This window comes from Nocardioides maradonensis, from assembly GCF_054777115.1.
Genome location: NZ_BAAHAZ010000010.1, coordinates 153,807 through 178,354 on the forward strand (window position 1 = coordinate 153,807; position 24,548 = coordinate 178,354).

The window sequence follows — 24,548 nt, forward strand, 5'->3', positions numbered from 1 at the left end:
CATGGTGACGCAGACCCCCGAGGCGGTGTCGTGGGAACGCCTGCGCCGCGTGGGCAGCAAGCTGACCACGCCGCTGCTGCCCGACGACTACCTCCAGCTCCTCAACCCGCTGTGGAGCTCGCGCGAGCTGCGCGGCCGCGTCGAGGAGGTGGTGCCGGAGACCGAGGACGCCGCCACGCTGGTGATCCGGCCCGGGTGGGGCTGGCGCTACCACCACCGGCCGGGGCAGTACGTCGGCATCGGCGTGCAGGTCGACGGCCGCTTCGTCTGGCGCTCCTACTCGATCAGCTCGCCACCCCGGCGGCGCGGACGCACGATCGCGATCACGGTCCGCTCGATGCCCGAGGGCCGGCTGTCCAGCCACCTGGTGCGGGGCCTGGAGCCCGGCACGATCGTGCGGCTGGCGCTGCCCCAGGGCGACTTCGTCCTCCCTGACCCGCCGCCCGCGAAGCTGCTCTTCCTGGTGGCGGGCAGCGGCATCACGCCGGTGATGTCGATGCTGCGCACCCTCGACCGGCGCGGCACCATGCCCGACGTCGTCCTGCACTACTCCTCGCCGACCGCCGAGCGGATGATCTTCCGCGACGAGCTCGGCGCGATGGCCGAGCGCCACCCCGGCCTGACGTTCCACCGGCTGCACACCGACACCGACGGCATGCTCGCCCTGGCCGACCTCGACCACATCTGCCCGGACTGGCGCGAGCGCGAGACGTGGGCGTGCGGGCCGGCGCCGATGCTGGACGCGATCGAGGCGCACTTCGCGGACGCCGGCCTGGAGGAGCGCCTGCACCTGGAGCGGTTCTCCCTCGACCTGGCCGGCGACGCCGACGGCGGCGGGACTCTCACCTTCCGCAACTCCGGGAAGACCGTCGACGTCGACGGGGCGACCACCGTGCTGGAGGCGGGCGAGGCGGCCGGTGTCGGCATGCCCTACGGCTGCCGGATGGGCATCTGCCACACCTGCACGGTGACGCTCGTGTCCGGCGCCGTGCGCGACCTGCGCAGCGGCGCGGTCTCCGACCAGCCCAACGAGCAGGTGCAGACCTGCGTCACCGCGGCGCAGGGCGACTGCGTGCTCGACATCTGACCCACCGAACATCGACCAGACCTCATCCATCGACACACCGGAGGACACCCATGGCCATCGCCGACGTCAAGGAGTACACCCACCTCACCCCCGAGGACGTCGAGCAGCTCGGACGCGAGCTGGACGCCATCCGCGCGGAGATCGAGGAGTCACGCGGAGCCGCCGACGCGGCGTACATCCACCGCATGATCAAGGTGCAGCGCGGCCTGGCGTTCACCGGACGCGTCCTGCTGCTGCGCAGCAGGAACAGGCTCGCGTGGGCCGGGGGAACGGCCGCCCTCGCGCTCGCGAAGATCCTCGAGAACATGGAGATCGGCCACAACGTCATGCACGGGCAGTGGGACTGGATGAACGACCCCGAGATCCACTCCTCGAACTGGGAGTGGGACACCGCCCAGCCGGCAGAGCAGTGGAAGCACAGCCACAACTACGTGCACCACCAGTTCACCAACGTGCTCGGCCACGACAACGACATCGGCTACGGGATCCTGCGGATGGCCCGCGAGCAGCGATGGAGCCCGGCCAACCTCGGTCAGCCGGTCTACAACGCGCTCCTCGCGGCCCTGTTCCAGTGGGGCGTCGCGCTGCACGACCTCGACATCGAGGCGATCCGCCGGCGCGAGAAGGACCCGCGGGTGATGGCGCGCCAGCTCAAGCAGATCTGGCGCAAGGGCCGCAACCAGGTCCTCAAGGACTACGTCGTGTACCCGGCGCTGTCGGGCCGCTCGTGGCGGAGCACCCTGACCGCCGACGCGACCGCGAACCTGCTGCGCAACCTGTGGGCCTACGCGATCATCTTCTGCGGCCACTTCCCCGACGGAGCCCTGGTCTTCACCGAGGAGGAGCTCGAGGACGAGACGCGCGCCGAGTGGTACCTGCGGCAGATGCTGGGCTCCGCCAACTTCGAGGGCGGCCGCCTGCTGCACATCGTGTCCGGCAGCCTCGGCTACCAGATCGAGCACCACCTCTTCCCCGACCTGCCGAGCAACCGCTACCCCGAGATCGCGGTGAAGGTGCGCGCGCTGTGCGAGAAGTACGGACTGCCGTACACGACCGGGCCGTTGCACCGTCAGTACGGCCAGGCCCTGCGCACCATCATGAAGCTGACGCTGCCCAACCGGTTCACCACGCCCGACAAGCACGAGGTGAGCGAGGTCGAGGTGCCGCACGGCCGGAAGAGCGACAGCGAGCGTCCCTCGCGACGGGCCGAGACCGGTGCCTACTACCGGACCGGGTCGTGACCGAGCCGTTCGCGTGGCGCGAGGTCGGGGCCGACGACGGCTTCGAGGGGGTGGGCGGTCTCGACCGCGCGCGGGTCGTGCAGTGCGCGCTGAGCCGGATCTGCGGGGTGTGCGGGGAGTCGCTCGGGCGTCCGATCGCGTTCGTCGGGACCAGCGCCGAGGAGGGCCGCAACGCCTTCCACTGCCCGCCGCTGCACGTCTCCTGCGCCGCGGCGCTCGCCGCCCGCCCCGACGCCGACCCCGGCTGGCGGCTGGTCACCACGCCGGCGTACGAGTTCGTTCGGCCCGCCACGGAGGACGCCGACCGCCGCCCCCGCTTCGAGCCGCACCGGCAACTGTCATGATCGGGACGTGCTCGTGCTGGCAGGGACCCCGATCGGACGGCCGGGGGACGCGTCGCCGCGGCTCGCGGAGGAGCTCGCGACCGCCGACGTGATCGCGGCCGAGGACACCCGGCGGCTGCGCCGGCTCGCGAGCGACCTCGGCGTCGAGCTCACCGCGCGGATCGTGTCGTACTTCGAGGGCAACGAGCAGGCGCGCACCCCGCAGCTGGTCGAGGCGCTCCAGGCCGGCGAGCGGGTCGTGCTCGTCACCGACGCGGGCATGCCGAGCGTGTCCGACCCCGGCTACCGCCTGGTCGCGGCCGCCGTCGAGGCCGAGCTGCCGATCACCGCCGTACCGGGGCCGTCGGCGGTCCTCACCGCCCTCGCGGTGTCCGGTCTGCCCGTCGACCGGTTCTGCTTCGAGGGCTTCCTGCCGCGCAAGGCGGGGGAGCGGGCCCGGCGCCTCGCCGACCTCGCCACCGAGCAGCGCACGATGGTCTTCTTCGAGTCCCCGCACCGCACCGCCACCTCGCTCGAGGCGCTGGCCGAGGCCTTCGGCCCCGAGCGGCGCGCGGCGGTCTGCCGCGAGCTCACCAAGACCTACGAGGAGGTACGCCGCGGCGGTCTCGCCGAGCTTGCCGCCTGGGCCGCCGACGGGGTGAAGGGCGAGATCACCCTCGTCGTGTCCGGTGCCGAGGCCGTCGCGAGCCTCGCGACCGACCCGGCTAGCCTCAAGGCGGCGGTCGCCGCGCTCGAGGCCGAAGGCATGCGGCGCAAGGAGGCGATCGCGGAGGTGGCGGTCCGAGCCGGGCTGCCGAAGCGCGAGGTCTACCAGGTGGTGCACGTTGACTGAGGCAGAGCTGATCCAGGTCGAGCGCGACGGGCTGGTCTTCGACGTCCGCGACGACGGACCGCGCGACGGCGAGGTGGTCGTGCTGCTGCACGGCTTCCCCGAGCGCGCCACCTGCTGGCGGTACGTCGCCCCGCTCCTCAACGCTGCCGGCTACCGCACCCTCGCGATGGACCAGCGGGGGTACGCGCAGGGCGCCCGCCCGCCGCGACGTCGCGACTACCGCGTCCCCGAGCTGACCGCGGACGTGCTGGCCGTGGTCGACGAGCTCGTCGGTCCCGACGCCCGCGTGCACGTGGTCGGCCACGACTGGGGCGCGATGCCCGCGTGGATGCTGGCGCTGCACCACCCCGAGCGGGTCCGCACCCTCACCGCGGTGTCCGTGCCCCACCCGCAGGCGTTCCTCAAGGCGATGGTCCGCTCCACCCAGGGCCTGAAGTCGTACTACATGGCGCTCTTCCAGCTGCCGCGCCTCCCCGAGCTCAGCGCGCGCAAGGGCCCGGTCTTCCGTCGCGCGCTGCGCGACGCCGGCATGACCCACGACGACATCCGCCGCGTCTACGAGGAGGTCGTGCACGACGGCGCCCTCCCCACCGCCCTCAACTGGTACCGGGCCCTGCCGCTCGGCGACCCGCGCTACATCCGCGGGCAGGTGACCGTGCCGACGACGTACGTCTGGAGCGACGGGGACGTCGCCCTCGGCCGCTGGGGTGCGGAGCACTGCACCGACTACGTCGACGCCGACTACACCTTCGTCGAGCTGCCCGGCGTCAGCCACTGGATCCCGACCCAGGCTCCCGAGCAGCTCGCCGAGGCGATCCTGGAGCGGGTGCGCGGGTGAGCCAGGAGCGGCCGCCGGCGCCCGAGCCGCTCCCGCACCCGGTCGTCGACAACCACTGCCACCTCGACATCGCGCGCGGCGAGGAGCCTGCGACCCCCGTCGAGCAGGCGCTCGCCGAGGCCGCCGCCGTCGGCGTCCCCCGGATCGTGCAGATCGGCTGCGACCTGCCGACCGCGCGCTGGGCGGTCGAGGTCGCCGCGCGGCACGACGCGATCGTGGCCGGCGTCGCGCTGCACCCCAACGAGGCGCCCCGGCTGGCGGCTCAGGGCCGGCTCCAGGCGGCGTACGACGAGATCGAGGCCCTCGCGCGCACCCACGACGAGGTGCGGGCGATCGGGGAGACCGGCCTGGACGCCTTCCGCACCGGCGAGGACGGGCGGGCGGTCCAGCGGGAGAGCTTCGCCTGGCACGTCGACCTGGCCAAGCGGCTGGGCAAGACGCTGGTCATCCACGACCGCGACACCCACGACGAGGTGCTCGATCTCATCGACGCCGTCGGCGCGCCCGACCGGTGGGTCATGCACTGCTTCTCCGGTGACGCCGACTTCGCGCGGGCGTGCCTCGACCGGGGTGCCCATCTCTCCTTCGCGGGCACGGTGACCTTCGGCAACGCCGAGCCGGTCCGGGAGGCGCTGCGGATCGCGCCGCGTGACCGGATCCTGGTCGAGACCGACGCCCCGTTCCTGACGCCGACCCCCTACCGGGGTCGCACCAACGCGTCGTACCTGATCCCGCTGACGATGCGTCGGATGGCCGCCGAGCGCGGTGACGACCTCGCCGAGCTGTGCGCCGCGGTCGACGCGAACACCGAGGTGGCCTTCGGCGGAGCCTGGTGACCCCCTCGGTGTGACCCGTGTGACGGAAGTGGCCCTTTTCGGGTGACTCCGCTCACCTGGACGGGCCAAAGTGCTTGCTGGAGTTTGCGTTTGACCCGTGTATCGGGTGCCCTAGTGGGTAACGGCCGGGATCGGGAAGCACCACCTCCAGCCAGCAACCCAGCGTCACGGAGCACCACGCGTGGCCCAGGGAGACCTTCTTCGGGGAGGGTCGCTGGTTGCCCGAGGCCCGGGGAGCACTACGTCTGGAGCCCCGTGCGACATCCGCGGACCCTCACCACGACCACCCTCACCTCAACCTTCAAGCGCCTCATCCAGAGCCGCACCGCCTTGGCCGTGACCGCCGCGTTCGTGCTGGTCGCCGTGGCGGGTGTGACGGCCGGATACCGGGCGATGACCACCTCGGTCACCCTCTCCGTCGACGGCAAGGACCGCCAGGTCCGCGTGTTCGGCGACACCGTCGGCGACGTGCTGTCCGCCGAGGGCATCCACCTCGGCAGCCGCGACCTCGTGCAGCCCGCCGTGGACGAGACGGTCCACGACGGCTCGAAGATCGCCGTGCTCTACAGCAAGCCGATCACCCTGACCGTGGACGGCAAGAAGTCCACCCACTACGTCACCGCGTCGTCGGTAGAGGGCGCCCTGGAGCAGATCGGCACCGTGTACGCCGACGCCCAGCTCTCGCTGAGCCGCGGACTGTCGCTGGACCGCAGCGGCGCGACGATCGACGTCATCACGCCCAAGAAGCTGCACCTCGCGATCGCCGGCCACAAGGTCGTCACCCGCAAGGTCCCGGCCCTGACCGTCGGTGACGCGCTCGCCGCGGCCGGCGTCCACGTGGACAAGCGCGACATCGTCAAGCCGGGCCGCGCCACGCGCGTGCACACCGGCGAGAGGATCACCTTCACCAACGTGACGGTCAAGACCGTCAAGGTGAAGGACGAGAGCTACGAGCTCGCCGCCATCCACCACGAGGACTCCTCGGCCTGGAAGGGCACCGAGACGGTGGTCCGCCAGGGCAAGCCGGGCACCCGCGACGCGACGTACCGCGTCGTCCGGCACAACGGCAAGGTCTTCCGTCGCGTGCTGGTGACCTCGAACGTGCTCCGCCCGGCCGTCGCCGAGGTCGTCAACGTCGGCACCAAGCAGGCCAGCTCCGGCGGTGGCATCAACCTCGCGAACGCCGCCATGTGGGACCGCATCGCTGCCTGTGAGTCGGGCGGCAACTGGTCGATCAACACCGGCAACGGCTACTACGGCGGCCTGCAGTTCGACATCGGCACCTGGCTGAGCGCGGGTGGTGGCGACTTCGCCCCGCGTGCCGACCTGGCCAGCCGCGCCGAGCAGATCACCGTGGCGAACCGCGTCTACGCGAGCCGGGGCCTCTCGCCCTGGGGCTGCGCACACGCCGCCTGATTCGCCGAAAGAAGGGTTCTGGCCCTTCGAAAGACGGCTTGTGGCCCACCGAGATCGCGATCTCGGTGGGCCACAACGCTTCTTTCGGCATCTCGGATGCTCGGCGCGACGAGGCGGGCCCCTAGGCTGACCCGCATGGTTCGGCTGCTGGGTCCCGCGGAGGTACGCGAGCTCGCCGCCCGGTTCGACATCCGGCCGACCAAGCAGCGCGGGCAGAACTTCGTCATCGACGCCAACACCGTGCGCCGGATCGTGCGCGAGTCGGGGGTGGCCGAGGACGAGGTGGTCCTCGAGGTCGGTCCCGGCCTGGGTTCGCTGACCCTGGCCCTGCTCGAGGTGGGCGCCAGCGTCACCGCGGTCGAGCTCGACGACGCCCTCGCGGCCGCGCTGCCCGGCACCATCGCCGACTTCGCGCCCGACGCGGCCGACCGCCTCCGCGTCGTCAACGCCGACGCGCTCAAGGTCACCGAGATCCCCGGTCCGCCGCAGACGGCGCTCGTCGCGAACCTCCCGTACAACGTCTCGGTGCCGGTCCTGCTGCACCTGATGGCGCTGCTGCCGAGCCTGCGGCACGGCCTGGTGATGGTGCAGTCCGAGGTCGCCGACCGGCTCGCCGCGCCCCCGGGCTCCAAGACCTACGGCGTCCCGTCGGCCAAGGCCGCCTGGTTCGCCGACGTACGCCGGGCAGGCGCGATCGGCCGCAACGTCTTCTGGCCCGCCCCCAACGTCGACAGCGGTCTCGTCGCGTGGACCCACCACGACCCGCCGACCAGCGCGGTCTCCCGGGAGGCCGTCTTCGCGGTCATCGACGCGTCCTTCGCCCAGCGCCGCAAGGCGCTCCGTGGTGCGCTGCGCACGCTGGCCGGATCGGCTGAGGCCGCCGAGGCGGCCCTCGCCACGGCCGGCATCGACCCGCTCGCCCGCGGGGAGTCGCTCGGCATCGACCAGTTCGTCGCCATCGCCGAGGCGCTCGAGGCCCAGCGATGAGCGCCGCCGTCTTCGACGACCCGGAGCCGAGCGTCACGGTCCGCGCGCCTGCGAAGATCAACCTGCAGCTCGCCGTCGGTGCGCCCCGGCCGGACGGCTTCCACCCACTCGCCACCGTCTACCAGGCCGTCGCGCTGTACGACGACGTCACCGTCAGCGAGGCCGAGGACTGGTCGGTGCGGCTGGCCGAGCCGATCCCCGGCGTACCCCTCGATGGGGACAACATCGCCCTCCGGGCCGGCCGCGCCCTGACCGCCCACCACGGCACCGAGCTCGCGGCCGAGATCGTGATCGCGAAGGGCATCCCCGTCGCCGGCGGGATGGCCGGGGGGTCCGCCGACGCGGCTGCCACGCTGATCGCCCTCGACCGGCTCTGGGACCTCGAGACCTCCGACGAGGACCTGCTCGCCATCGCGGCCACCCTCGGCAGCGACGTCCCCTTCGCGCTGCTCGGCGGCACCGCCAGCGGCATCGGTCGTGGCGAGCTCGTCACGGCCGTGCCCGACGCCACGCAGTGCTGGTGGGTCGCGGTGTTCTCCCACGAGGGCCTGGCGACGCCCCAGGTCTACCGGCACTACGACGTGGTCGCGCCGGACGCCGACCCCGAGCCGGCGCTCGACCAGGACCTGATCGGCGCCTTGGCGCTCGGCGACGTCGCCGCCGTCGCCGCGCACCTGAGCAACGACCTGGCGGCCCCCGCGCTGGCGCTGCGGCCCGACCTCGCCGCGACCGAGGCGGCGCTGCGGGCGACCGGCGCGCTCGGCGTACTGCTCTCGGGGTCGGGCCCGACCATGCTCGCCCTGTTCGACAACGGCTTCTCCGCGCGCGGGGCGCTGGCCGAGCTCCAGGAGCAGGGCCACGACTGCGCGATCGCGACCGGTCCGGTCGCCGGCGCGCACCCGGTGATCTATGGCTAACTTGCTCAACCTCGAGAAGGTCTCCAAGTCCTACGGCGTCCGCCCGCTGCTCACCGAGGTCTCCCTCGGCGTCGGCGCGGGGGAGCGGATCGGCATCGTGGGTCGCAACGGCGACGGCAAGACCACGCTGCTGCGGGTGATGACCGGCGAGGAGACGCCGGACACCGGGCGGGTCAGCCAGCAGCGCGGGCTGCTCGTCGGCTTCCTCCGCCAGCGCGACGACTTCGTCGACACCCACACCGTCCGCGAGGTGGTGCTCCAGGGCAAGGACGACCACGAGTGGGCCGGCGACGCCCGGCTGCGCGAGATCGTCGAGGTGCTGCTCGCCGGGGTCGACCTCGATCGACAGGTCTCCGGTCTGTCCGGTGGCGAGCGCCGTCGGTGCGCGCTGGCCGCCCTGCTGCTCGGCGACCACGACCTGATCATCCTCGACGAGCCCACCAACCACCTCGACGTGGAGGCGGTCGCTTGGCTCGCGAGCCATCTCGCCGACCGGCCGTCCGCGCTCGTCGTGGTCACCCACGACCGCTGGTTCCTCGACGCGGTCTGCCAGCAGACCTGGGAGGTCCACGACGGGGCCGTGGACACCTACGAGGGCGGGTACGCCGCCTTCGTGCTCGCCAAGGCCGAGCGCCAGCGCCAGGCCGCCGCCTCGGAGGTACGCCGCCAGAACCTGGTCCGCAAGGAGCTGGCCTGGCTGCGCCGTGGCGCACCGGCCCGTACGTCGAAGCCGAAGTTCCGCATCGACGCGGCCAACGCGCTGATCGAGGACGTCCCGCCGCCGCGGGACCGGATGGAGCTGCAGAAGTTCGCCACCCAGCGCCTCGGCAAGGACGTCGTCGACCTCGAGGACGTCGACTTCCGTCGCGGCGAGCGGGTGCTGCTCGACCACGCCACGTGGCGGCTGGGCCCCGGCGACCGGGTCGGCATCGTCGGCGTCAACGGGGCGGGGAAGACCTCCGTGCTGTCGCTGGTCGCCGGCACCGCCGAGCCGCAGCACGGCAAGGTCAAGCACGGTCGGACGGTCGCCCTGGAGCACCTCCACCAGCACGTCGACTTCGTCGACCCCGAGGCACGCGTCCTCGCCACCATCGAGGGCATCCGTCGCGTCACGAAGACCGCCGACGGCGAGATCACCGCGACCTCGATGCTGGAGCGGTTCGGCTTCACCGGCGACAAGCTGACCGCGCGCGTCGGGGACCTGTCCGGTGGCGAGCGCCGCCGCTTCCAGCTGCTCCGGCTGCTGCTCTCCGAGCCCAACGTGCTGCTCCTCGACGAGCCCACCAACGACCTGGACATCGAGACCCTCAACGTCCTCGAGGACTTCCTCGACGGCTGGCCGGGCACCCTCGTCGTGGTCTCCCACGACCGCTACTTCCTGGAGCGGGTCACCGACTCGGTCTGGGCCCTCATGGGTGACGGCAAGATCTCGATGCTGCCCCGCGGGGTGGACGAGTACCTCGAGCGCCGTACCCCCCGAGACCCGGGTTCTGGTGTGTCGAGACCCGCCTCCGGGTCGACCGAGACCCGGGTCTCGACCGGCCAGGAACCGGGTCTCGAGACACCAGAACCCGGGTCTCGGGTGAGGGCCGGCTCCGCCGAGGAGCGGGCCGCGAAGAAGACCCTGGCCCGCCTCGACAAGGTGCTCGAGCGCCTCGCCGAGCGGGAGGCGGAGCTGACCGAGGAGATGGCGGCGCACCTCTCCGACCCGGCCAGGCTGACCGAGATCAGCACCCAGCTCGGCGAGCTGCACGCGGAGAAGGAGGCCGCCGAGCTGGAGTGGCTCGAGGCCGCCGAGGTGCTCGGGTAGGTCAGTCGGCGTACGGGAGCAGCAGCCGGCGCAGCAGGCCGGCCAGCGTCTTCTGGTCGGCGGCCGAGAGGCCGCCCAGCAGGACCCGCTCGGCGTCGAGCAGAGCCCCGAACGCGCCGTCGACGGCGTCCTTCCCCTCGGGGGTCAGGCGGACGAGCACGCCGCGCCGGTCGGAGGGGTCGGGGTGACGCTCGACGAGGCCACGCGATGCGAGCCGGTCGACCCGGTTGGTCATGGTCCCGCTGGTCACCAGGGTCTCGCGCAGCAGCCGCCCCGGAGAGAGCTCGTACGGCGCTCCCGCCCGGCGCAGCGCCGCCAGCACGTCGAACTCCCACGACTCGATGTCGTGCGCGGTGAACGCCGCGCGACGCTCGCGGTCGAGGTGGTGGGCGAGCCGCGAGATCCGGCTGAACACCGCCACCGGCGCGAGGTCGAGGTCGGCACGCTCGCGCGCCCATGCCTCGACCAGCTCGTCGACCTCGTCCCGCATGGCGCAACTCTAACGGCGCCAAAGAATCTCGATGTCGAGAGATGGCCCTGGCTACGCTCGCACCCGTGGACCAGCCCTCGCGCACCACCGACCTCGGGACCGTCTCCATCACGTCGCTTCTCTGGGGCGACACCGACGGCACCAGCCGTCCGCTCGCGCTGCTCCTGCACGGGTTCCCCGACACCGCGCACACCTGGCGGTACGTCGCCCCGCTGCTGGTCGACGCCGGCTACCGGGTCGTCGCGCCCTTCACCCGCGGCTACGCGCCGTCCGCGATCCCGAGCGACGGCAGCTTCCACGTGCCGGCGCTGATGAGCGACGTGCTGGCCCTGCACGCGGCGTACGACGGCGACGAGCGCGCGCTGCTGGTCGGCCACGACTGGGGCGCGATCACCGCGAACGGGATCGCCGCGATGGACCAGCAGCCCTTCGCAGCGATCGCCGCGCTGGCGGTCCCTCCGCTCTCGGCGATGACCCCGACCGGAGGAGGCCTCGCCATCCTGCCCCGCCAGGCGACGATGAGCTGGTACACGCTCTTCAACCAGCTGCCCGTGCTTCCGGAGCGGACCTTCGACCGGCTGGTCGCCCACCTGTGGCGGCGCTGGTCGCCGCACTACGACCCGACCGACGAGCTCGCGCTCCTCGCGGAGTCCGTGCCCGATCAGGAGCACCGCAGCGCCGTCATCGGCTACTACCGCGCGCAGCCCCGGCCGTGGCAGATGCCGGCGACGTACGCCGACCTCCACCCGGTCTGGACGCGACCGCCGCAGGTGCCGGTCCTCTACCTGCAGGGTGCCTTCGACGGCTGCCTCGACCCGCGCTGGACGGGCGTCGTCCAGGACCGGCTGCCGGCGGGCAGCCGCACGTTCCTCGTCCCGAGCGCCGGGCACTTCCTGCAGCTGGAGCAGCCGCGCGTCGTGGCGAACCACGTGCTCGGCTTCGTCGAGGCGCGCCAGGCGTCGCGGTAGGGACAGGCAGCCACCGGGGCCCTGCGGATGGGATGAGCCAACCCGAAGAATGGCTCATCCGTGCTGCGTGGCACCCCCCAGATGCCTCGCAGGCACACCCGCAGGTGCCCCGGTGCTGCCCTCGGCGGCCTCCCGGCCGTTGAAGGCCCGGAACGGCGCCCCCACGCCGTTCCGGGGGTCTTGTTCCCGACACAGGTCGATGAGCGCGACGACGAGCGCCGCGGTGTGGTCGTCGCCGGTGTGGGCGGCGAGCTCGACGAGCCGGGTGGAGTACGCCGACCAGGGGTCGGCCACGAGCAGCGCCATGTGGTGACGCCACTCGGCAACCGTCCCGTGCCGGATGATGTCGACGACCTCTTCCGGGGCGTCGATGAGCGGCACGCTCCAGCGCGGGTCGAGGCCCTGGGTCAGCAGCGCGTGACCGCCACGCAACGACGTGGCGGCGACGCCGGAGGCGATCGTCAGGGAGCACCCGTCGGCGATCAGCCGCGCGCGCAGCTGCGGCGCCAGCATCCGGCGGATCGCCCGCGTGGTCAGCGGCAGCGCGAGGTGGTTCTCCAGCACCGCGGAGTGCCCGTGCTGGAGCCTGGCCAGGTGGTCGTGGCCGAGCAGGTCGGCGAGGTCCGCGAGTGCCTCGTGGTCGAGGACGTCGTCGAACGCGGCCAGGGCGAAGAGGTTCGCCGCTGCCGCGGTCGCCGCCAGGGCGTTGCTGGCGTCGCTGCCGTCGCCGTCCGCGACGAGGTCGAGGAGGCGCTCCCAGGCGTCGAGGTCGCGCGGGCGTACGCCCGCGGCCCGGTCGAGCACCTCGGTGAGGATGGTGAGGGGCCGCTGGTGGCCCGGCGCCACCCTCCGTCGCCGGGCCACCAGCAGCTCCCGCTGGACGCTCGCCCGTCGGGCGAGCGCGTGAGGACGCAGGTCGATGACGCGGTGAGCCGGTGTGCTCATCGGTTCTCCTCTCGTCATCGACGACCCCTAGCGGGCCTCACACCGGACAAGACGCGTGACGTTTCGGAACATCACGCCGTTTTCTCGGGAATCCACGAAAATCTCGTGAAGTGGCAAGATCGAGGCAGCACAGCACCGGGACCGGGGGGTCAGAGGCATGGCGGACGACGCGGGAGTCGCGCTCGAGGAGCAGCTGCTCCAGCGCGTCCGCGCGGGCGACTCCGGTGCGTTCCAGCAGCTGTACGACGACCACGTCGACGGGGCGCTCCAGCTCGCGCGCATCCTGGTCGGCCGCGACGGGGCCGACGAGCTCGTCTCGGAGTCGTTCGCGCGCGTCCTCTCGGCCCTCTCCGGCGGAGGCGGCCCCACCACGAACTTCCGCGCCTACCTGCACGTCACCATCCGCAACGGCTACCGCGACACCTTCCGCACCGCGCAGGAGGCGCCGGTCTCCGACCAGCCGTGGCTGCTCGACGAGGCGACCCCGACCGTCGAGGAGATGGTCGACGGGCTGGACGAGAGCGTCGCCACCGATGCGCTGACCACGCTCCCCGAGCGCTGGCAGCAGGTGCTCTGGCACGTTGAGGTCGAGGGCCGCAAGCCCGCCGAGGTCGCCGAGCTGATGGACCTCTCGCCGCGGACCGTGTCCTCGCTGGCCCACCGGGCGCGCGAGGGCCTCAAGCAGGCCTACCTCGACCTGCACGCAGGCCCGGAGCCGGCAGCGGAGGAGTGCCAGTGGGTCCACGCGCGGATGAGCAAGTCCGCACGCGGTGACCTCAGCGCCCGTGCCCAGCGCAAGCTCGACCAGCACCTCGACGAGTGCGACGACTGCGCGGCCGCGTTCCTCGTCGTCGATACGGTCAACCAGCGGCTCGCGGCGTACGTGCTGCCCCTGGTGCTGCTCGGCATCGTCCCGGCCTCCGGCAAGGTCGTCGTCTGGCTGGCCGCGGCCGCGGGCGGCACCGCGGTCGCCGGTGGGGTCGCGGGTGGAGCGACGACCGGTGCGACCGGTGGAGCGGGTTCGGCCGGTTCGGCCGGGTCCTCCGCAGGCGGGCCGATCGCCGCGGCGGTGGCGGTCGCCGCGGTCGTGGCGGGTGTCGCAGGCGGTTCCTGGGCGCTCGTGGCGCACCTGAACGGCAGCAAGGCCCCGGCCGCGGCGAACGCCCAGGTGTCCGCACCGGCCACCACGGGTGCGGCTGCGACGCACAGCACCGCCCCCCGCTCGAGGTCGACGCACTCGGCGGCGGCCCGGCCGGTCGTTGCACCGACGTCGGTCGCCCCGGTGGCACGTCCGAGCTCGGCGCCGACGTCCGCACCGACCTCCGCGCCGACGTCCGCACCGACGTCCGCACCGACGTCGGCGCCGACCTCTCCGCCCACGACGCCGACCACCCCGACGAGCGCGCCCGCGACGACCCCCACCACGCCGTCCGCCACCTGCGGCGCTGACGTCGTGTGCACGCTGCTGACCTCGGTCTCGCGGATCGTGGAGTCGGCTACCGGCATCCAGCTCGTCACCCAGGTCGGCACGAACGGCGGCCCGGCCCGCGTGGTCACGGTCTCCTTCGCGTTCGACCGCCCCGCCTCTGTAGCCGCCCGCCCGAGCGACTGGACCTGTGCGGACGGCAAGAAGGGTGGTGCCCTGGGCAACGGCCGGGTGACCGACGTTGCCTGCACCTTCCAGTACGCCGGCACCCAGCCCCCCGCGCTGACCCTGGACGTCGCGTACCCGTCGAGTCAGCAGCCGCTGAGCGGGACCGTGACGATGCAGTCGGGCGGGGACACCGCGACCCAGTCCTTCACCGGCTGATCCGGCAGCGGTGGGCCAGGCGGTTGCCGGGCGCGCTCCGGTGGGCGCCCGTGTCCTCGGAGCGGTCGGCTCGGTGCTGCTCGTCGTCGGCAGCTACGCCTTCAACCGGCTGCCCCAGGGCACCTGGAACGACCGGTCCGCGCTGCTGCGCCAGTGGCGGGGCCTCACCCACGCGGAGACCTACGGTCTGCTGCTGTGTGCACTCGGCCTGGTGCTGCTGACGCTCGCCTGGGCACTGTTGGTACGTCGCGTCCGCGGCCGCCCCGACGGCGTACGCACCGTGGTGGTGACGCTCCTCATCTGGGCGCTGCCGCTGTTCCTGGCAGGACCCGTGTTCAGCGGGGACGGCTGGAGCTACGTGGCCACCGGGTTCCTCACCGGCCACGGGCACGACCCCTATCACGTCGGTGCCGACACGCTGCCGCTGCGGCTCCGGTCGGGCGTGAGTCCCGCATGGCTGAGGACGCCCACGCCGTACGGGCCGGTGCCGCTGCTCTGGGGTGCGGTGTTCTCACGCGCGACCTCGGACCCGTGGCTGCTGTTCGGTGCCTACCGCCTGCTCGCACTCGGTTCGCTCCTCGGGCTCGCCTGGGCGGTGGCCCGACTCGCCCGGAGGCAGGGGATCGACCCGGGCGTCGCGGTGGCCCTGGCCTGCGCGAGCCCGTTCGCGGTCGCGCACGGCATCGGTGGCCTGCACAACGACGTGCTGATGGTCGCGCTCGGTGCGGCTGCCCTGGCGATCGCGGGGGAGCGGCACTGGGCGTTCGCTGCGGTGCTGGTCGGTGCGGCTGCCGCGGTGAAGATCCCCGGCGCGCTGTTCGCGGTCGGGGTGGTGCTGATGTCGCTCCCGGCGGGTGCGTCGTTGCTCGCCCGGCTGGCGCGGGCGGCGCAGGTGGCGGTGGTCGCCGTCGTCGTGCTGCTCGTCTCGGGGCTGCCGGCGGGCTTGGGCATCGGGTGGCTGTCCGCCTTGAGCGTGCCTGACTCCGGTCGGGTCCACCTGTCGTTCCTGGCGATGATCGGTGCGGCATTCGGGGCGAAGGTGCCGACGTACGTCTCGACGGGGATCGGCCTGCTGATCGCCTCCGCGATCCTGCTGCGCTGGCGCACCGGTCCGGACCGCAGCGCACTGGTCGGCGGGGCGCTGGCGATGCTGGCGATGACGGTGTTCAGCCCGGTGGTGCACTACTGGTACTTCCTGTGGTCCGTCCCGGTCCTGTGCGCCCTGCGGCTCTCGCGGACCTGGACGGCGGCCGTGGTCGCCGAGGTGGCGGCGCTCGGGCTGACCGCGGTGTGCGATCCCGCGCTGCGGATCGGCTGGCTGAGCGCACTCGGCGTCGTAGGCGTGTTCGGTGCGCCCGTGGCGGCGTACTACGTGACGCAGGCCCGGTTGAGGACCGTAGTTACCGACGAGTAACGTTCGCGGCATGAGCCAGCTGCACACCCTCTGGAAGACCACCACCGGCGTCCCGATCATCGGGAAGACCGTCGGCAAGCGGGTCTTCTCGGTGATCTTCAGCCAGAAGGCGCCGTACTTCGCCTCGATCCACGCCACCGTGACCGAGGTCCGGCCGAACTACGCCGAGCTGGTGATCCCGGCGCGCCGCTCGGTCAAGAACCACATCGGCACGATCCACGCGATCGCCCTGTGCAACGGCGCCGAGATGGCCATGGGCGCGCTGGCCGAGACGACGGTCCCGGCCGACAAGCGCTGGATCCCCAAGGGCATGAGCATCAGCTACACGGCGAAGGCCGACGGCCCGTCCGTCACCGTCATCGCCGAGACCGATCCCGAGCAGTGGGAGACCGAGGGCGACCTCGACGTCCGCGTCAGGGCGGTCACGGTCGAGGGGACGACCTGCTTCGAGGGCGTCATCAAGCTCTGGGTGTCCGCCAAGAAGTAGGGAGGTACGGCGTCCGCGCCGTACCCTTTTCCCTGTTATGAGCACGCGCACCTACCAGGTCCGCACCTACGGGTGCCAGATGAACGTCCACGACTCCGAGCGCTGAGGGCGGTCTGAGTCGGTTCGCTGACCGTGTGGATTCCTGGTTGCTGTGCGGGGAGTCTACGCGCTGCGGTCGTCCTCGAAACTTTCGACGTGGTCGACGCGTCACAGCCACTCGGGACGCTTGTCGATGGAAGGATTCACGGGTGAACCGCAGTCGGATTCTCGTGCTCGGTGCTGTCCTGGTCGCTGTTGTCGCGGTCGGGGCGGGTGCTCTGGCGCTGTCACTGCGCACCACTACCGGGCAAGTCGCGATGCCTCCGGACGCGGCGACACCCCAAGCGGTGGTGAAGGCCTACCTCGCCGCCATGAACGCGCACGACTGCAACACTGCAGAGGCGCTGTCGACCGGCAACGGCGTCCAAGAGACCCATCTCTGGTGCGACGACGTGGGCAGCCTGGGCAACATCAGCGTGCGTTCGGCGCTCCGCGAGAAGCCTGGGTGGTCCGGGCAGCCTGCGTCCGCCGAGGTCATGAACGTGCCGACCGAGTTCGACCTGGACTGGCGCGCGTTTCACGATGACGGTTCGCTGCCTGAAGGGCGTACCCCGTGGAGTTACTTGCTAGTGCGGCGCAGCCCCGACCAGCCCTGGCGCATCTTCGACCAGGGACAAGGCTGATTGCGCTACTACGAGCCGTCGCCCAGCGAGAGCGCGAGTGACCCGGCCTGCGCCTTCGTGAACGGCCCCACCTTGGTCGTCGTCGGCTTGCCCGTCTCGTGCAGGCTCTGAACCTGCTTATTCACCGTCAAGCGGTCGCCGTCCACGTCACGGTGCGTGATTGCGCAGGACTCCCCGATGCGTAGCCCGGCGTACAACATGAGCAGACCCCGCGGCTCGTGCGGAGAGGTCATCAACGCGAGTCGCAGGGTGTCCTCGCTGGGAAGGTCGTAACGCCGGGGCACGGCACGCGGAATCTTGATGGACCAGCCGAACACCGAGCGCACGGCGATGACCGTTGCCCTCCGAATGTTGGGGTTCTCGATGGACCAGATGCGCTCCAACACGTCTTCCTTGCTGGGGTCGGTGTCGAGGATGCCCAGACCGTCAAGCAAGCGTCGATACGACAACATCGTGGACCGTCTGAGGCCCCGTTCCAGTGCCGTCTCCGATAGCCGTTCCCGCGTGTTCACCACGTAACCTCTTCTCGTGATGAATCCCCACGGCGCGGCGCGCACCTATGCCGTTAAGACCTACGGGTGCCAGATGAACGTCCACGACTCCGAGCGGATCGGGGGCCTTCTCGAGGACGCCGGGTACGTCGCGGCTGCCGAGGGTGTGGACGCGGACGTCGTCGTGTTCAACACCTGCGCGGTGCGGGAGAACGCCGACAACAAGCTCTACGGCAACCTCGGCCACCTCGCGCCGGTCAAGGCCAAGAAGCCGGGCATGCAGATCGCGGTCGGCGGCTGCATGGCGCAGAAGGACCGCGACACCGTCGTGAAGCGGGCCCCGTGGGTGGACGTCGTCTTCGGCACCCACAACATCGGGTCGCTGCCGGCGCTGCTGGAGCGCGCGCGGGTGCAGGAGGAGGCGCAGGTCGAGATCCTCGAGTCTCTCGAGGTCTTCCCGTCCACCCTGCCGACCCGTCGCGACTCCGCCTACGCGGCGTGGGTGTCGATCTCGGTCGGGTGCAACAACACCTGCACGTTCTGCATCGTGCCGTCGCTGCGCGGCAAGGAGAAGGACCGCCGTCCCGGGGACGTGCTGGCCGAGGTGCGGGCGCTCGTTGCGGAGGGCGTGTCCGAGGTGACCCTGCTCGGCCAGAACGTGAACGCGTACGGCGTGGAGTTCGGCGACCGTCAGGCGTTCTCGAAGCTGTTGCGCGCGTGCGGCGAGATCGAGGGGCTGGAGCGGGTGCGCTTCACCTCCCCGCACCCGGCGGAGTTCACCGACGACGTGATCGAGGCGATGGCCGCGACGCCGAACGTGATGCCGTCGCTGCACATGCCGCTGCAGTCGGGCTCGTCGCGGCTGCTGCGCGAGATGCGCCGGTCGTACCGCCAGTCGAAGTTCCTCGGGATCATCGCGAAGGTCCGCGAGGCGATCCCGGACGCGGCGATCACGACCGACATCATCGTGGGCTTCCCGGGGGAGACCGAGGAGGACTTCCTCGAGACCCTGCACGTGGTGCGCGAGGCCCGGTTCTCGGGTGCGTTCACCTTCCAGTACTCCAAGCGCCCCGGTACGCCGGCCGCCACCCTGCCCGACCAGGTCGAGCCGTCGGTGGTGGCGGATCGGTACCGCCGCCTGGTCGAGGTGCAGAACCAGATCTCCTGGGAGGAGAACCAGGCCCAGGAGGGCCGCATCCTCGAGGTGCTGGTCTCCCAGGGCGAAGGCCGCAAGGACGCCGGCACCGGCCGCCTGTCCGGTCGCGCGCCCGACAACCGTCTCGTGCACTTCAACGGCTCGCTGCTCCCCGCCGGGGTGGACGCGCCGGTCCGTCCGGGGGACATGGTGACGGTGGAGATCACCCGCGGCGCCCCGCACTACCTGGAGGCCGACGGCGCCGTCCTCGCTGTCCGCCGCACCCGCTCCGGCGACGCCTGGGCCGCCCGCAACGGCGAGGGCCCGAAGGTGGCTGGGGTCGGGCTGGGCATGCCGTCCATCGGCGTACCCGCGCCCCTGCCGGACGCCCCCGCTTGCGGCTGATCCAGCTTCGTCGGCGACCCGTCCTGCACCTGCCTGCCGGCAGGTAAGCACTTACCTGCCGGCAAGCAAGTGGCGGAGCACGGGGACCGCAGTCGAGTCGCATCACGCCGCGGGGTCCGCCCAGAAAGGCCGCCCTCCGACGAGTTCAGCAATTTCGCGGTCGAGGATGGTGCGGGCGATGGCGCCCGACATCGGTGCGATCGGTGACACGGTCGCGAGCTGGATCCCGTCTGCCAGCGCCAACAGCCTCGACGTGGCCGTTGAGCTGAACGGCCTGCCGGTCCAGAGCTGGATCGCGCCGCGGAGGAGCCGGCGCAGCTCGGTGTCCGACGCGGCGACCTCGTCCGCGGTGCCGGGCTCACCGTCCTCCCAGTCGCTGCGAGCCAATTCGCGGAGTCCGAGCCAGATCCGCACGGCGTTCCGCTGATCGGGCGTCGATGGCACCGCGAGTCGCGGAGGAAGCCCTTCGGCGGACCGGAAGAAGTCACTCGACGCCCACGCCCGGAAGCGCTGGCCGAACCGGGCCACGATCATCTCGTGCAAGTAGATCGGGGGCGGACTCTGGCTTCGCTGCTCATCGATCTCCAGCTTGAGGCGGTGGGTGAGTCCCTGCCGAGTCATGCTGATGCCCGCCGCGATGGTGCCCATCGAGAAGCGGCTCACTCCCGCCCCCGCCAGCAGCCGCACCGCCGCATCCGTCACCTGGTCGTCCAGCGACCCCGAGAACGGCCTGAGGAAATCGTCCATGCCGCCAGCCCAGCACGCCCCTCCGACAGCGCGGTCCGTTGAGAGCACCTTCTCCACAGGGCATCCGCGAGGCGACGCCACCGCGAGGCTCGAGAACGACGAAGGCCGCCGCCGCGACGACGCATCGGTCGTCGACGGCAGCGGCCCACCGTGGGGCGGTGCGCCCCGGAGGTCAGGCGTTGGGGGCGGCCTGGTCTCCCTGGTTCTCCTGCAGACCGAGCGCTTCGCCGAGCTTGTCGCCGCCGGCTGCGATCTGGTCGCTGAACTTGCCGCCGGTCTGCTGGTCGATCAGGCCCTCGGCCTTGTTGAGCAGCTGCTCGGCCTGGTCGGGGTGGTCCGAGACCAGCCCCTCGGCAGCGTTCTTCGCGTCGTCCAGGAAGCTCATCGGCTGTCCTTTCAGTTGGGCGGGCCCCCGGTGTGCCCGCACTGCTTGTCACACTAACCGTGTGTCCGATTTGCACGGTAGGCCCGAGTCTGAAGGTTCGGTAAGTATTCCGATCGTCGCGATCGTGGGACCGACAGCGAGCGGCAAGACCAGCCTGTCCGTCGACCTCGCCCGGCACCTGGGCGCCGAGATCATCAACACCGACGCGATGGCGCTCTACCGCGGCATGGACATCGGTACGGCGAAACCCGCCCCGGCCGAGCGGGGCGGCGTACCCCACCACCTGCTCGACACCCTGACCGTCGACCAGCCCGCGTCCGTCGCCGAGTTCCAGGGATGGGCCCGCACCCTCATCACCGAGCTGCGCGCCCGCGGCACCACACCGGTCCTCGTCGGCGGGTCCGCGCTCTACACCCGCGCGATCCTCGACCGCTTCGACTTCCCCGGCACCGATCCCGAGGTCCGCGCGCGCCTCGAGCAGGAGCTCGCCGACCACGGAGCGGCTCCGCTCTTCGCCCGCCTCCGCACCCAGGACCCCGTCGCCGCCGACCGCATCGAGCCCGAGAACGGCCGCCGGATCGTCCGCGCCCTCGAGGTCATCGAGCTCACCGGCCAGCCGTTCAGCGCCCGCCTCCCGGTCCAGGAGTACGCCGATCCGCACACCGTCCAGATCGGCGTGCACATCGACCGGGAGACCCTCGACCGGCGCATCGACGCACGCGTGCAGAAGATGTTCGACGACGGACTCGTCGCCGAGGTCGAGCACCTGCTCACCGAGGGGCTCGCCGAGGGCCGCACGGCGTCCATGGCGATCGGCTACCGCCAGGTGATCGCCCACCTCCGAGGTGAGCTGACGAGGGACGAGGCCCAGCAGCAGACGGCCGCCGCGACCCGCAGGTTCGCCCGCCGTCAGCTGGCCTGGTGGCGCAACGACCCCCGCATCCACTGGGTCGCCTACGACGACCCCGACCGCGTGGTGAAGGCCCTCGCCGCGATCACAGGCGCTTGAGCGCCGTCTCCGCCGCCCAGAACCCGCCCATGCCGTGCACCCCGGCGCCGGGCGGCGTGGCGGCCGAGCAGAGGTAGACCCCGGACACGCCCAGCGAGTAGGGGTTCACAGCGGGCCGCGGCCGGAACGCGATCTGCATCGCGTCGTTCGCCCCCGCCCCGATGTCGCCGCCGACGTAGTTGGCGTTGTACGCCTCCATCGCGGCCGGCCCCCGCACCGTCGTGGCGACGATCCGGTCCCGGAAGCCCGGCGCGAACCGCTCGACCTGCGCGATGACCGCCTCGGTCGCATCACCCGTGTAGCCGTGCGGCACGTGCGCGTAGGCGTAGATCGGGTTGATCCCGTCCCGCGACCGCGACGGGTCCACGAGGTATTGCTGACCGAACAACACGAACGGCCGCTCCGGCATCTTCCCGCGCGACGTCGCTGCCTCCACGGCCACCATCTCGGCGGCCGTCCCGCCCAGGTGCAAGGTCCCCGCGCGCCGGCAGTCCGCATTGGTCCAGGGCACGTCGCCCTCGATCGCGAAGTCCACCTTGTACGCCGCCGGCCCGTACCGGTACCGGCCCAAGGCTCTCCGCACCCCCGCGGGCAACGCCGAGCCGACGATCGACAGCACCCCGGCCGGAGCCGTGTCGAGCATGACCACGTCCGGAGAGCCGAGCTCGGCCAGCGACCCGACCCGGACCCCCGTCTCCACCTTTCCGCCGTACGCCGCCAGCTCCGCCAGCAACGCGTCGGTGATCGACGCGCTGCCGCCCTCGGCGACCGGCCACCCGACCGCGTGCGCAGCCGCCGTCAGCATCAGCCCGACCGAGGACGTCAGCGGCCCACCCAACGACCCGAACTTGTGCGCCGCGACCCCGGTGAACAGTGCTGCCGCCGGATCGTCACGGAACCCCCGGGCCAGCACCGGCGCCGGTAGCAGGGCCTTCACTCCGAACCGTCCGAGGGTGATCGGGTGCCGCGGCACGTGCACGACCGGCTGGAACACCTCCTCGATCAGGTCGGGGAAGTTCCGCACTGCCGCCCCGAACAGCCGCAGCCACCGCTTCTCGTCGACCCCGAGCGACCGCGCCGACTCCGCCAGCGAGCGGGTCGCGATCCCGGCCCGCCCGTCGTCCAGCGGGTGCGCCAGGTCGACGTCCGGGTACAGCCAGCGCAGCCCGTGCCTCTCCAGCCCCAGCGAGGCGAAGAAGGGCGAGGCGACCCCGGTGGGGTGGAAGGCGGCGCAGTCGTCGTGGAGCAGCCCCGGCAGCGTGGACTCCGACGTACGGGTCCCGCCGCCCGGGCGGTCCGACGCCTCCAGCACGGTGACGGAGACGCCGGCCTGGGCGAGCCGGATCGCAGCGGACAGCCCGTTCGGGCCGCTGCCCACGACGACGGCGGTGGTCATGCCACGACATCCTTCCGGGACTCGCCCGTGGCCGTCCACAGCACCTGCAGCGGGATCGGGCCGTTCGGCAGCCACGGCTGCTCCTTGACGCAGTCGCGCACGTCCCAGGTACCCCGTTCGACCACGCCCAGCGCCGCGTCGATGATGCGGTAGTGCTGCGGCCGCGACGTCCGCCAGGGTGTCGCCTGCGACTCGCAGTAGGCCACCACGAGGTCACCCGGCTCCAGCCCCAGCCGCTTCTGGACGGCCGCCACGAGCCGCTCGTCGTGCAGGTGCCCGTCGCCGAAGTTCCAGCCCACGATGGTGTTGCAGACGAACTCGCCCTCGCGGACCGACCGGGTCTCGATGTCGTCGAGCCGGGCGAGGAGCACCGACAGCAGGCCGCGGCCCTGGCTGTGCATCGAGCGCCACGCGATCGCCTTCTGAATGGTCAGCTCGGCCTCGTCGGCCGGGTACGGCATCGGCGCCATCCGCTGCAGCTGGTCGACCTGGTTCTCCACCAGCGGGAGCTCGTTGAGCCGCTCCTCGATGCCGGGCTTCATGGCCCACACGGCCGACGCCCAGTTGCCGGCGTACTGCCGCATCGAGGGGAGGAAGGACACGAGGTCGGGGCGCAGGTTGCCGAGGATCGGGCCGAACAGCAGCAGCGCGAAGACCGGCACCAGCAGCAGCGGGTGCGAGAACTGCCAGATGTTGTAGACCGAGGCGTCGAAGCCCTGCCCGAAGCCGCCCCACAGCACGATCGCGATGTAGCCGAAGTAGACGTTCCACTCCAGCGGCACGGCCAGCGGGAAGGTGGAGGTGATGAAGATGTGGAAGATCAGCAGGCCGACGGCACCCAGCGCCGCGACGGTGTTGCTCGTCGTGAACAGCAGCACCAACGGGATGATCACCTCGACGGTCGTGCCGCCGACGTGCGCCATGAACCACGCCAGCCGGCTCGGCCGGAGGTCGTCGGGAGCCGCCCGGTAGTGCAGCCGCTTGACCAGGTTCAGCTGTCCGGGGGAGTTCGACACCATCGGCGGGACGACGTTGATGAAGTGCTCGCCCAGCTTGGAGACACCGGCGCCCACCCAGACCACGACGATGATGATCTTGAAGACGACGACGAGGTTCACGAAGTCGGCACCCGTCGCCGAGTCGCGCAGCGCGAGCGCGCCGAAGGTGGCGGAGAACAGCATGATCGGCAGGTACTGCTCGGAGCGGCCGGCCAGGAAGATCACCTTGTCGCGCAGCCCCATCAGCGGCATGGTCACGAGGATCGGGATGAAGGCGTACGCCGGCACCAGCTCCTGCGCGGCGACGCCACCGAGCAGCGCGCCATGCACCGGCGCCGCGTGGATCGCCAAGGGGTAGACCAGGCTGGCGAGCACCCCGACGAAGAGCACCACGTCGAGCACGGTCCGCTCGTCACCGCCGGTGCCGGGCACGTGCCGGCCCCAGGGCGCCATCCGGATGGTGCCGGGGCGGATCCAGTAGCGGATGTTGCCGAGCATCGGCACGAAGTGGCCGCACAGCGGCCCGAAGGCGCCGCCGAGGCCGATCACCTCGAGCAGCATCAGCCAGACCGCGAGCTTCTGGTAGACGACGATGTGGTCGAACCAGGTGCTGGGCTCGCCGACGTGGACGCCGGTCGTGGTCATCGAGGTGATCCACAGCCCGACCGCGAAGTACAGGCCGAGCATCTTCAGGATGTAGACCACGTGCAGCATCCGCGGGGTGTTGAAGCCGAGGGTGACCCAGTTGGTGGTCATCACCCTGATGCGTTCCTGCAGCGGCAGGGCGAGGACCTCCGCCGCGGCCATCGGCTCGGGAGCCGGCTTGATGAATCCCATG

Annotated in this window: 24 protein-coding genes; 17 read left to right on the forward strand and 7 right to left on the reverse strand. The window is 71.7% G+C overall.

Annotation, left to right across the window (positions count from 1 at the left end; genetic code table 11):
• Nucleotide 1 precedes the first annotated feature (1 nt).
• From ACYVAQ_RS13870 to ACYVAQ_RS13915, 10 genes are all read left to right on the forward strand, one after another.
• Entirely contained in the window at nucleotides 2-1,087 is a 1,086-nt protein-coding gene (locus ACYVAQ_RS13870; protein ID WP_460790517.1) for a ferredoxin reductase, read from the forward strand.
• A gap of 50 nt (nucleotides 1,088-1,137) precedes the next feature.
• Nucleotides 1,138-2,328 carry a fatty acid desaturase family protein gene (locus ACYVAQ_RS13875; RefSeq protein WP_460790521.1) on the forward strand — a complete coding sequence of 397 codons (1,191 nt, stop codon included), beginning with the start codon at nucleotides 1,138-1,140 and terminating at the stop codon, nucleotides 2,326-2,328.
• Entirely contained in the window at nucleotides 2,325-2,672 is a 348-nt protein-coding gene (locus tag ACYVAQ_RS13880; protein WP_460790524.1) for a hypothetical protein, read from the forward strand. The genes ACYVAQ_RS13875 and ACYVAQ_RS13880 overlap by 4 nt, the downstream gene beginning before the upstream one ends.
• A 7-nt stretch (nucleotides 2,673-2,679) precedes the next feature.
• Nucleotides 2,680-3,504, forward strand: coding sequence for a 16S rRNA (cytidine(1402)-2'-O)-methyltransferase (gene rsmI, locus ACYVAQ_RS13885; RefSeq protein WP_460790526.1), 825 nt, complete (start codon nucleotides 2,680-2,682; stop codon nucleotides 3,502-3,504).
• Nucleotides 3,497-4,342, forward strand: coding sequence for an alpha/beta fold hydrolase (locus ACYVAQ_RS13890; protein WP_460790528.1), 846 nt, complete (start codon nucleotides 3,497-3,499; stop codon nucleotides 4,340-4,342). Before rsmI ends, ACYVAQ_RS13890 begins: the two co-directional genes overlap by 8 nt.
• Nucleotides 4,339-5,178 (forward strand): TatD family hydrolase, encoded by an 840-nt coding sequence (locus tag ACYVAQ_RS13895; RefSeq protein ID WP_460790530.1) that lies wholly within the window; start codon nucleotides 4,339-4,341, stop codon nucleotides 5,176-5,178. Before ACYVAQ_RS13890 ends, ACYVAQ_RS13895 begins: the two co-directional genes overlap by 4 nt.
• A gap of 255 nt (nucleotides 5,179-5,433) precedes the next feature.
• On the forward strand, nucleotides 5,434-6,594 hold the full coding sequence (locus tag ACYVAQ_RS13900; RefSeq protein ID WP_460790533.1) for a transglycosylase family protein: 1,161 nt from the start codon (nucleotides 5,434-5,436) through the stop codon (nucleotides 6,592-6,594).
• Between the two features lie 135 nt (nucleotides 6,595-6,729).
• Nucleotides 6,730-7,581 carry a 16S rRNA (adenine(1518)-N(6)/adenine(1519)-N(6))-dimethyltransferase RsmA gene (rsmA, locus tag ACYVAQ_RS13905; protein WP_460790536.1) on the forward strand — a complete coding sequence of 284 codons (852 nt, stop codon included), beginning with the start codon at nucleotides 6,730-6,732 and terminating at the stop codon, nucleotides 7,579-7,581.
• Entirely contained in the window at nucleotides 7,578-8,498 is a 921-nt protein-coding gene (locus ACYVAQ_RS13910; protein ID WP_460790539.1) for a 4-(cytidine 5'-diphospho)-2-C-methyl-D-erythritol kinase, read from the forward strand. Before rsmA ends, ACYVAQ_RS13910 begins: the two co-directional genes overlap by 4 nt.
• On the forward strand, nucleotides 8,491-10,308 hold the full coding sequence (locus ACYVAQ_RS13915; RefSeq protein ID WP_460790541.1) for an ABC-F family ATP-binding cassette domain-containing protein: 1,818 nt from the start codon (nucleotides 8,491-8,493) through the stop codon (nucleotides 10,306-10,308). Before ACYVAQ_RS13910 ends, ACYVAQ_RS13915 begins: the two co-directional genes overlap by 8 nt.
• 1 nt (nucleotide 10,309) lies before the next feature.
• Here ACYVAQ_RS13915 and ACYVAQ_RS13920 read toward each other — a convergent pair whose 3' ends face one another.
• Nucleotides 10,310-10,798: a MarR family winged helix-turn-helix transcriptional regulator gene (locus ACYVAQ_RS13920; protein ID WP_460790544.1), complete on the reverse strand. Its 489-nt coding sequence runs from the start codon at nucleotides 10,796-10,798 to the stop codon at nucleotides 10,310-10,312.
• 65 nt (nucleotides 10,799-10,863) lie between these two features.
• Here ACYVAQ_RS13920 and ACYVAQ_RS13925 point away from each other — a divergent pair, with 65 nt between their 5' ends.
• On the forward strand, nucleotides 10,864-11,766 hold the full coding sequence (locus tag ACYVAQ_RS13925) for an alpha/beta fold hydrolase (RefSeq protein WP_460790546.1): 903 nt from the start codon (nucleotides 10,864-10,866) through the stop codon (nucleotides 11,764-11,766).
• Nucleotides 11,767-11,820: 54 nt separating this feature from the next.
• Here ACYVAQ_RS13925 and ACYVAQ_RS13930 read toward each other — a convergent pair whose 3' ends face one another.
• Nucleotides 11,821-12,711: a hypothetical protein gene (locus ACYVAQ_RS13930; protein ID WP_460790548.1), complete on the reverse strand. Its 891-nt coding sequence runs from the start codon at nucleotides 12,709-12,711 to the stop codon at nucleotides 11,821-11,823.
• Between the two features lie 157 nt (nucleotides 12,712-12,868).
• Here ACYVAQ_RS13930 and ACYVAQ_RS13935 point away from each other — a divergent pair, with 157 nt between their 5' ends.
• The 4 genes from ACYVAQ_RS13935 (at nucleotide 12,869) to ACYVAQ_RS13950 (ending at nucleotide 17,144) form a co-directional block, all read left to right on the forward strand.
• The gene (locus ACYVAQ_RS13935) at nucleotides 12,869-14,521 is read left to right on the forward strand and encodes a sigma-70 family RNA polymerase sigma factor (protein WP_460790550.1); all 1,653 of its coding nucleotides are present in this window, start codon (nucleotides 12,869-12,871) and stop codon (nucleotides 14,519-14,521) included.
• Between the two features lie 40 nt (nucleotides 14,522-14,561).
• Nucleotides 14,562-15,935 (forward strand): polyprenol phosphomannose-dependent alpha 1,6 mannosyltransferase MptB, encoded by a 1,374-nt coding sequence (gene mptB, locus ACYVAQ_RS13940; RefSeq protein ID WP_460790552.1) that lies wholly within the window; start codon nucleotides 14,562-14,564, stop codon nucleotides 15,933-15,935.
• A 10-nt stretch (nucleotides 15,936-15,945) separates the two neighbouring features.
• Complete coding sequence (locus ACYVAQ_RS13945; RefSeq protein WP_460790554.1) at nucleotides 15,946-16,422, forward strand: hotdog fold domain-containing protein; 477 nt, start codon at nucleotides 15,946-15,948, stop codon at nucleotides 16,420-16,422.
• A 248-nt stretch (nucleotides 16,423-16,670) separates the two neighbouring features.
• Complete coding sequence (locus ACYVAQ_RS13950; RefSeq protein WP_460790556.1) at nucleotides 16,671-17,144, forward strand: hypothetical protein; 474 nt, start codon at nucleotides 16,671-16,673, stop codon at nucleotides 17,142-17,144.
• An 8-nt stretch (nucleotides 17,145-17,152) separates the two neighbouring features.
• Here ACYVAQ_RS13950 and ACYVAQ_RS13955 read toward each other — a convergent pair whose 3' ends face one another.
• Entirely contained in the window at nucleotides 17,153-17,659 is a 507-nt protein-coding gene (locus tag ACYVAQ_RS13955) for a hypothetical protein (RefSeq protein ID WP_460790558.1), read from the reverse strand.
• A 16-nt stretch (nucleotides 17,660-17,675) separates the two neighbouring features.
• Between ACYVAQ_RS13955 and miaB the strand changes: the two genes are divergently transcribed.
• Nucleotides 17,676-19,175, forward strand: coding sequence for a tRNA (N6-isopentenyl adenosine(37)-C2)-methylthiotransferase MiaB (miaB, locus tag ACYVAQ_RS13960; protein WP_460790609.1), 1,500 nt, complete (start codon nucleotides 17,676-17,678; stop codon nucleotides 19,173-19,175).
• Nucleotides 19,176-19,277: 102 nt separating this feature from the next.
• Here miaB and ACYVAQ_RS13965 read toward each other — a convergent pair whose 3' ends face one another.
• Nucleotides 19,278-19,922: a hypothetical protein gene (locus ACYVAQ_RS13965; protein ID WP_460790560.1), complete on the reverse strand. Its 645-nt coding sequence runs from the start codon at nucleotides 19,920-19,922 to the stop codon at nucleotides 19,278-19,280.
• Between the two features lie 172 nt (nucleotides 19,923-20,094).
• Entirely contained in the window at nucleotides 20,095-20,307 is a 213-nt protein-coding gene (locus tag ACYVAQ_RS13970) for an antitoxin (RefSeq protein WP_460790562.1), read from the reverse strand.
• 124 nt (nucleotides 20,308-20,431) lie between these two features.
• Here ACYVAQ_RS13970 and miaA point away from each other — a divergent pair, with 124 nt between their 5' ends.
• A complete protein-coding gene (gene miaA / locus ACYVAQ_RS13975) occupies nucleotides 20,432-21,316 on the forward strand; it encodes a tRNA (adenosine(37)-N6)-dimethylallyltransferase MiaA (protein ID WP_460790564.1) in 885 nt (294 codons plus the stop codon).
• Here miaA and ACYVAQ_RS13980 read toward each other — a convergent pair.
• Together ACYVAQ_RS13980 and ACYVAQ_RS13985 are read right to left on the reverse strand one after the other, a co-directional pair.
• Complete coding sequence (locus ACYVAQ_RS13980; protein WP_460790566.1) at nucleotides 21,303-22,712, reverse strand: phytoene desaturase family protein; 1,410 nt, start codon at nucleotides 22,710-22,712, stop codon at nucleotides 21,303-21,305. The two genes, miaA and ACYVAQ_RS13980, sit on opposite strands and share 14 nt — an antisense overlap.
• Nucleotides 22,709-24,547, reverse strand: coding sequence for a DUF3556 domain-containing protein (locus ACYVAQ_RS13985; RefSeq protein WP_460790568.1), 1,839 nt, complete (start codon nucleotides 24,545-24,547; stop codon nucleotides 22,709-22,711). Before ACYVAQ_RS13985 ends, ACYVAQ_RS13980 begins: the two co-directional genes overlap by 4 nt.
• Nucleotide 24,548: the final 1 nt, after the last annotated feature.

Bases quoted from the DNA above. Each gene is read 5' to 3' on its own strand.
- ACYVAQ_RS13870 (WP_460790517.1), top strand. From the start codon at position 2: ATGGTGACGCAGACCCCCGAGGCGGTGTCGTGGGAACGCCTGCGCCGC.
- ACYVAQ_RS13875 (WP_460790521.1), top strand. From the start codon at position 1,138: ATGGCCATCGCCGACGTCAAGGAGTACACCCACCTCACCCCCGAGGAC.
- rsmA (WP_460790536.1), top strand. From the start codon at position 6,730: ATGGTTCGGCTGCTGGGTCCCGCGGAGGTACGCGAGCTCGCCGCCCGG.
- ACYVAQ_RS13910 (WP_460790539.1), top strand. From the start codon at position 7,578: ATGAGCGCCGCCGTCTTCGACGACCCGGAGCCGAGCGTCACGGTCCGC.
- ACYVAQ_RS13915 (WP_460790541.1), top strand. From the start codon at position 8,491: ATGGCTAACTTGCTCAACCTCGAGAAGGTCTCCAAGTCCTACGGCGTC.
- ACYVAQ_RS13920 (WP_460790544.1), bottom strand. From the start codon at position 10,798: ATGCGGGACGAGGTCGACGAGCTGGTCGAGGCATGGGCGCGCGAGCGT.
- ACYVAQ_RS13930 (WP_460790548.1), bottom strand. From the start codon at position 12,711: ATGAGCACACCGGCTCACCGCGTCATCGACCTGCGTCCTCACGCGCTC.
- ACYVAQ_RS13935 (WP_460790550.1), top strand. From the start codon at position 12,869: ATGGCGGACGACGCGGGAGTCGCGCTCGAGGAGCAGCTGCTCCAGCGC.
- ACYVAQ_RS13945 (WP_460790554.1), top strand. From the start codon at position 15,946: ATGAGCCAGCTGCACACCCTCTGGAAGACCACCACCGGCGTCCCGATC.
- miaB (WP_460790609.1), top strand. From the start codon at position 17,676: ATGAATCCCCACGGCGCGGCGCGCACCTATGCCGTTAAGACCTACGGG.
- ACYVAQ_RS13965 (WP_460790560.1), bottom strand. From the start codon at position 19,922: ATGGACGATTTCCTCAGGCCGTTCTCGGGGTCGCTGGACGACCAGGTG.
- ACYVAQ_RS13970 (WP_460790562.1), bottom strand. From the start codon at position 20,307: ATGAGCTTCCTGGACGACGCGAAGAACGCTGCCGAGGGGCTGGTCTCG.
- ACYVAQ_RS13980 (WP_460790566.1), bottom strand. From the start codon at position 22,712: ATGACCACCGCCGTCGTCGTGGGCAGCGGCCCGAACGGGCTGTCCGCT.
- ACYVAQ_RS13985 (WP_460790568.1), bottom strand. From the start codon at position 24,547: ATGGGATTCATCAAGCCGGCTCCCGAGCCGATGGCCGCGGCGGAGGTC.